Raw genomic sequence first — 4752 nt, forward strand, 5'->3', positions numbered from 1 at the left:
GCGCCGGCTCGGCCGTACGCTATGGGGCAGCGTTCACGGGCTCGTCCAGCTCGGGCTCAACGAGCGCCTGGGCTACTGGCAGGGCCACCAGCTCAAGGTCGACGAACTTCTCGAGCAGCTTTTGAGCACGGTGCTGGCGGGGCTTCGCGCCCGTGAGGCGCATTCGTGAAGTGGCTGATTCGACCGACGCGCTGCGTGCTGCGCCATGCGATCTATTTCAGCATGCGCGCAAGCTACCGTATCCGCGTTCAGGGGCGTGAATACCTGCCCGCCAAAGGCGCAGCGCTGGTGGTGTGCAACCATGTAAGCTTCATGGACGCGCTGGTGCTTGGCGGCTGCAGCCCGCGGCCGCTGCGTTTCGTGATGGACCAGCCGATCTTCGATTCGCCCTGGCTCAAGTGGTGGTTTTTGCTGGTCGGCGCGATTCCCGTCGAGTCCGAGCGGCGCAACACCGCCGGGCTCAGGCGCACCCTCGATCAGATCAGCCAGGCACTGCGCGACGGCGAGGTGGTGATGGTGTTTCCCGAAGGGCGTCTGACCCCGGATGGCGAGATCCACCCCTTCCGCCGCGGCCTCGAGACGATGCTGGCCCGCGATAACGTGCCGGTAATTCCCGCGGGGCTCGCCGGGCTCTGGGGGTCGTGGACCTCCCACTGTGGCGGGCGGGCGCTCAAGAAGTGGCCCTCGCGGTTTCGCGCACCGGTCAGGCTCTACTTCGGTGCGCCAGTGATGACCCATGAGGCCGAGGGGGTGGCGCTGCGCCACTTTCTCGAGGCCCGGGTGAAGGCGCTCAAGACCGCAGGCGATGTGGACATCGCCCGGCGGTACCGGGGCAGCGCCGAGCGCGACTAGCGCCTGGGCAGGCGAATCACCGGCCAGCAGCGCGCTGAGGTGATCAAATTGTCGCGAATCTCGAGAATCTCCATGCGCGTGTTACCGATCTGCAGCGACGCTGATCCTTCGGGGAAGGCTTCGAGGTGCTCGAGAATCAGTCCGTTCAAGGTCTTGGGGCCGTCGGTAGGCAGCTGCCAGCCAAGCATCTTGTTGATCTCGCGAATGTTGGCGGTGCCCTCGATTACGTGGCTGCCGTCGTCCTGCTGATGGATCTCCTCGTCCTCGGAGACGTCGGTAGTGAATTCACCGACGATCTCCTCGAGGATGTCCTCCAGCGTCACCAGTCCCTCCACGTCGCCGTACTCGTCCACCACGATGCCGATACGCCGCTTCTGCTTCTGGAAATTCAAGAGCTGGGTGTGCAGCGGCGTCGATTCCGGGATGAAGTAGGGCTCGCGCGCCTCCTGCACCACCGCCGCCTTGGTCACCTCCTCCTTGGAGAGAAAACGCGCCGCGTTTCTCAGGTGCAGCATGCCGATGATGTTGTTGATGTCGCCCTTGTAGACCGGAAGCCGCGTGTGCTGGCTGGTGCGGATCTGGGCAAGTATCTCCTCGAGCGGATCATCCAGGTCGATCCCCAGCACCTCGTGGCGCGGCACCATGATATCGTTCACGGTGACGTTCTCCAGATCCAGAATCGACAGCAGCATCGCCCGGTGGCGGTAGGGGATCAGCGTGCCCGCCTCGTGCACCACGGTACGCAGCTCGTCGCGAGTGAGGCTATCACCGCCGTTCTCCACGCTCTTGACGCCGACCAGTCGCAGAAGACCGTTGGAGACCGCGTTGACCACCCACACCAGCGGGTACAGAAGCTTCAGAAGCGGCTCCAGCGCCATCGAGGCAGGGTAGGCGATGCGCTCGGGCTTGATCGCCGCGTAGGTCTTCGGCGTCACTTCCGAAAACACCAGAATGGTGATGGTCAAGAGCGCCGTGGAGATCGCCGGGCCCGACACCTCGCCGAAGAAGTGGATCGCGATGATGGTGGCGATGGAGGCGGCGAGGTTGTTGACGAAGTTGTTGCCGATCAGGATGACGCCGATCAGCCGGTCCGGGCGGGTCAGAAGGCGCATCACCCGCTTGGCGCGCTTGTCGCCGCTGCCTGCCTGGTGGCTGAGCCTGTAGCGGTTGATCGACATCATGCCGGTTTCGGAGCTCGAGAAGAAGGCGGATAGCAGCACCAGCAGGCCCAGCAGGCCGAACAGTAATCCCAGCGGGAATTCGTCGCTCAAGTCGAAAGTTCCTTTATGGCGTATCAAGCTCGTTTTTAGAAGCAGCGGCGGGGCGCTGTCAAGGCGCCCTCGTTCGAGGTGCGGTCAGCGGGCGAGGACTATTTCCAGCACGAACTTGCTGCCGAAGTAGGCCAGTACCAGCAGCAGGCCGCCGCCGAGCGTCCAGCGCACCGCGCGCATGCCGCGCCAGCCGAAGCGGTAGCGCCCGACCAGGAGCGTGGTGAAGATACCCCAGGCGGCGATCGACAGCACCGTCTTGTGCACCAGGTGCTGGGCGAACAGGTTGTCCAGAAAGATCAGGCCGCTGGCGATCGACAGCGTCAAGAGCGCAACGCCGGCCCAGATCAGCTCGAACAGCACCCGCTCCATGGTGGTCAAGGGTGGCAGCGACTGCACGATGCCGCGAATGTGGTGATGGCGCAGCGCCTGGTTCTGAAGCCCCACCAGCACCGCCTGCACCGCCGCGATGGCCAGCATCGCGAAGGCGAGTGCCGAGCTTGCCGCGTGAATCAGGATACCCGGGGTGAGTCCGGTATGGCCGCCCTGGCTCGGTAGCCACGTGGCGAAGATCAGCGCCACCCCGGCCAGCGGGAACAGCGCGATGCCTGCGTTGAGCACCGGCTTGAACAGGCTCGCCACCAGCAACACGTTGACCACCACCGCCATTAGCAGCGTGGCGCTAGTGGTGAAGCCCGGCAAGAGCCCCGGCGTCTGGTTGATCAGCATCACCACCACCGGAATATGCAGCAAGAGCCCCAGCGCCGCGATCAGACGAACCATGCCCCGGCGCGGCGGCACCCGGCGAAACAGCGTCATGCCCTGCCAGACGGCGGCAGCGATATAGAGTACAAAAGCGATGGTGGCGAGAGGGAGCGCCTGCATGATGCTATCCGTGCGCTGGCCGCGCGTCGTTGAGAAAAAAAGGGCAGTGAAGACAAGTCGGTGCGAGCTAGAGACTAGCGCCTACTATAACCAATCGTAAAGCGTCGCACAGCACCGCGCGGCGAACAGCCATAGAGACTCACAGGCGGAGCGCGTATAATCTCGCCCACACGTGCCCGGCTGCGAGCCCGGCGTCAGCGACAAAGGCAGAGGCCCCATGTTCCAGAATCTGAGCGAGCGTCTTTCCCAGACGCTGAAGTCGATCAAAGGCCAGGCGCGCCTGACCGACGACAACATCAAGGACACCCTGCGCGAGGTGCGCAAGGCGCTTCTCGAAGCGGACGTGGCGCTGCCTGTCGTCAAGGCATTCATCGAGCGCGTACGCGAGCGTGCCGTCGGCCAGGAGGTCTCGAAGAGCCTCTCGCCGGGCCAGCAGTTCGTCAAGATCGTCCAGCAGGAGCTCGAGGCGATCATGGGCGAGGCCAACGAGGGGCTCAACCTCAAGGGGTCGCCCTCGGTCGTCCTGATGGCCGGCCTTCAGGGCGCGGGCAAGACCACCTCGGTCGCCAAGCTCGCCCGCTTTCTTCGCGAGCGCGAGAAGAAGAAGGTGCTGGTGGTCTCGGCGGACGTCTATCGCCCTGCGGCCATCGACCAGCTCGAGACCTTGGCGAAGGAAGTCGAGGTCGACTTCTTCCCATCGCACTCCACTGAAAAGCCCGTCGACATCGCCAATGCCGCGATCAAGCACGCCAAGATCCAGTTCCACGACGTGGTGCTCGTCGATACCGCGGGTCGTCTGGCGATCGACGACGCGATGATGGCCGAGATCCAGGCGCTGCACAAAGCAGTCTCGCCCCAGGAAACCCTGTTCGTCGTCGATGCCATGACCGGCCAGGATGCGGTCAGCACTGCCAAAGCGTTCCACGAGGCGCTGCCGCTGACCGGTGTGATCCTCACCAAGGCCGACGGCGATGCCCGTGGTGGCGCGGCGCTTTCCGTGCGCCACGTCACCGGCAAGCCGATCAAGTTCATGGGCGTGGGCGAGAAGGTCGACGCCCTCGAGCCCTTTCATCCGGACCGCGTCGCCTCGCGCATCCTCGGCATGGGCGACATGCTCTCGCTGATCGAGGAAGCCGAGCGCACCGTCGACAAGGACAAGGCCGCCAAGCTCGCCAAGAAGGTGAAGAAGGGCGACGGCTTCGACCTCGAGGATTTCCGCGAACAGCTCCAGCAGCTCAAGAAGATGGGCGGCATGGGCGGACTGCTCGGCAAGCTCCCCGGCATGGGCCAGATGGCCGAGCTTGCCCAGGGTTCGGGGCCCGAGAAGGAGATGGGCAAGCTCGAGGCGTTGATCAACTCGATGACCCCCGCCGAGCGGCGCAAGCCCGAGATCATCAACGGCTCGCGCAAGCGGCGCATCGCCGCCGGCGCCGGCCTTGACGTACCGGCGCTCAATCGCCTGCTCAAGCAGCACAAGCAGATGCAGAAGATGATGAAGAAGGCCGGCAAGAAGGGCGGCATGCAGAAGATGATGCGCGGCATGTCCGGCATGATGGGCGGCGGCGGCCCGGGAGGCCCCGGTGGCATGGGCGGCATGGGTGGCCCGGGCGGGTTGCCCTGGCGCTAGGCCGACGCCCCGCCCGTTGGATACGACGACGCCCGCCGGCGACCCCGGCGGGCGTCGTCGCGTTCGGCTACAGGGCAACGTGGCGGCGGTAGACGACTACCTGACCATCCGGGCCCACGA

4 protein-coding genes and 1 pseudogene are annotated in these 4752 nt (G+C 65.0%); 3 read left to right on the forward strand and 2 right to left on the reverse strand.

All coding sequences use genetic code 11. The features are described 5' to 3' along the window. Nucleotides 1-169: pseudogene (locus BIS11_RS10965) on the forward strand (TetR/AcrR family transcriptional regulator); the annotation flags it as partial. Further along, nucleotides 166-852, forward strand: a complete 687-nt coding sequence (locus BIS11_RS10970) for a 1-acyl-sn-glycerol-3-phosphate acyltransferase (protein ID WP_227391195.1) — start codon at nt 166-168, stop codon at nt 850-852. The pseudogene BIS11_RS10965 and the gene BIS11_RS10970, both read left to right, overlap by 4 nt. Here BIS11_RS10970 and BIS11_RS10975 read toward each other — a convergent pair. Together BIS11_RS10975 and BIS11_RS10980 are read right to left on the reverse strand one after the other, a co-directional pair. Next, nucleotides 849-2123 carry an HlyC/CorC family transporter gene (locus BIS11_RS10975; protein ID WP_227391194.1) on the reverse strand — a complete coding sequence of 425 codons (1275 nt, stop codon included), beginning with the start codon at nt 2121-2123 and terminating at the stop codon, nt 849-851. The genes BIS11_RS10970 and BIS11_RS10975 overlap by 4 nt on opposite strands. An 84-nt stretch (nt 2124-2207) precedes the next feature. Further along, complete coding sequence (locus BIS11_RS10980) at nt 2208-3005, reverse strand: inner membrane protein YpjD (protein WP_253422731.1); 798 nt, start codon at nt 3003-3005, stop codon at nt 2208-2210. Nucleotides 3006-3222: 217 nt separating this feature from the next. On the opposite strand from BIS11_RS10980, the gene ffh reads away from it, so the two are divergent. Then, entirely contained in the window at nt 3223-4632 is a 1410-nt protein-coding gene (gene ffh / locus BIS11_RS10985) for a signal recognition particle protein (RefSeq protein WP_253422718.1), read from the forward strand. Nucleotides 4633-4752 lie beyond the last annotated feature (120 nt).

The sequence above is a fragment of the Halomonas sp. 707D4 genome, from assembly GCF_024158685.1.
Lineage (GTDB): Bacteria > Pseudomonadota > Gammaproteobacteria > Pseudomonadales > Halomonadaceae > Vreelandella.

What these genes read in the sequence shown, in the direction of transcription:
- BIS11_RS10980 (WP_253422731.1), bottom strand. Translation starts at nt 3,005, where the DNA reads ATGCAGGCGCTCCCTCTCGCCACCATCGCTTTTGTACTCTATATCGCT.
- ffh (WP_253422718.1), top strand. Translation starts at nt 3,223, where the DNA reads ATGTTCCAGAATCTGAGCGAGCGTCTTTCCCAGACGCTGAAGTCGATC.